Raw genomic sequence first — 1,185 nt, forward strand, 5'->3', positions numbered from 1 at the left:
CCAGCGTGCCGTGTGCGTTTCCGAGACATCGACAGCTGATCCGAGGGGGTAAAAGCGTTACCCATGGTAGTCGGCGGTCCGTCCGGTGGGCAGGATGCGGGATCGTCGGCGCAGAGGTCACGTTCGGATCTGTTTGCGGCCAGGCAGCGCCTCGGGTTACGGTTATTACGGATACTGGGAGGCGCGATGGGCAGGTCAGGCATCCTCGCCGGAGCCGAGCAGGTCGAGCCGGCCTGCGGCGAGCCGGAGTCAGCCACCGTGGCGCAGGCGGCCGTGGCCTCGGCACGCGGCGCCGAGGTGGTCCTGCGACGCCCGGACGGCACCATCGTTCCCCTTCCTCCCGCGCTCACCCGGCTGGTCGCAGCCTCGCTGCGAGAGTTGTCCGCGGGCCACGCGGTCACCGTGCTGCCCTCGGAGTCAATGCTGACCCCGGCGGAGGTCGGGGAGCTGTTGGGCTTGTCGCGGCCGTTTGTCAGCCGGCTGTTGGACGCGGGGGAGATCCCGTCCGAGTGGCTGCTCCGCAGCCGGCACCGCCGGGTGCGCCTGTCCGACGTCCTCGTCTTCCACGCCCGGCGTGAGTCCCGTCGGCAGGGTCGCCGCATTGTCGCCGAGGCTGTCGCCGAGGCCGGCATCCCGTACTGACCCGCAATCCCGCCCCTGCCCCGGGTCCTGGCCGACACGAACGTGCTCTTCCCGTTCTCCGTCATGGATCTCCTGCTCGCGCTCACCGAGGACGGCGTCCACACGGTCCTGTGGACCGAGGCGCTGCTGGACGAGTGGGAACGGGTCATCGTGCGCTCGGGCCGACGGTCGGCGTCCTCGGCGGCAGCCGTCACCACCGCGGTACGGACATTCTTCCCTGACGCGGAGGTCCGGTTCGACGACTACGCCGATCTCATCGCGAGCATGCCCGATAGAGACCCGGACGACCGCGTCCACATGGCAGCGGCGATCGCCGGCCATGCGACGCACCTCGTCACGCGCAACCGGTCAGATTTCCCTGCCGCCCCGCTGGCGGCATGCGGGGTCATGGTTGCAGACCCGGATAACCTATCTGTGTGAACTATGCACCGAGTTCGAGAACGAAGTCACCTCGACCGTCGTCCGGCTCGCCGGGGAGAAACGCCACCCGCCGATGAGCACGGCCGACCTGCTCGGCTGCCTGGAACGGGCCGGTGTGGAGCG

Annotated in this window: 2 protein-coding genes; both read left to right on the forward strand. The window is 69.5% G+C overall.

Going from position 1 to position 1,185, the window contains the following annotated elements; genetic code table 11:
• Window positions 1–186 precede the first annotated feature (186 nt).
• Window positions 187–642, forward strand: coding sequence for a helix-turn-helix domain-containing protein (locus MJ797_RS25155; protein ID WP_239341972.1), 456 nt, complete (start codon window positions 187–189; stop codon window positions 640–642).
• A 42-nt stretch (window positions 643–684) separates the two neighbouring features.
• A complete protein-coding gene (locus MJ797_RS25160) occupies window positions 685–1,062 on the forward strand; it encodes a PIN domain-containing protein (RefSeq protein ID WP_239341974.1) in 378 nt (125 codons plus the stop codon).
• Window positions 1,063–1,185: the final 123 nt, after the last annotated feature.

The organism is Protofrankia sp. CiP3, assembly GCF_917627345.1.
In the GTDB taxonomy this organism is placed as follows: Bacteria; Actinomycetota; Actinomycetes; order Frankiales; family Frankiaceae; genus Protofrankia.

Excerpts from the sequence above, each read along its gene's own strand:
- MJ797_RS25155 (WP_239341972.1), top strand. The coding sequence starts at position 187 with ATGGGCAGGTCAGGCATCCTCGCCGGAGCCGAGCAGGTCGAGCCGGCC.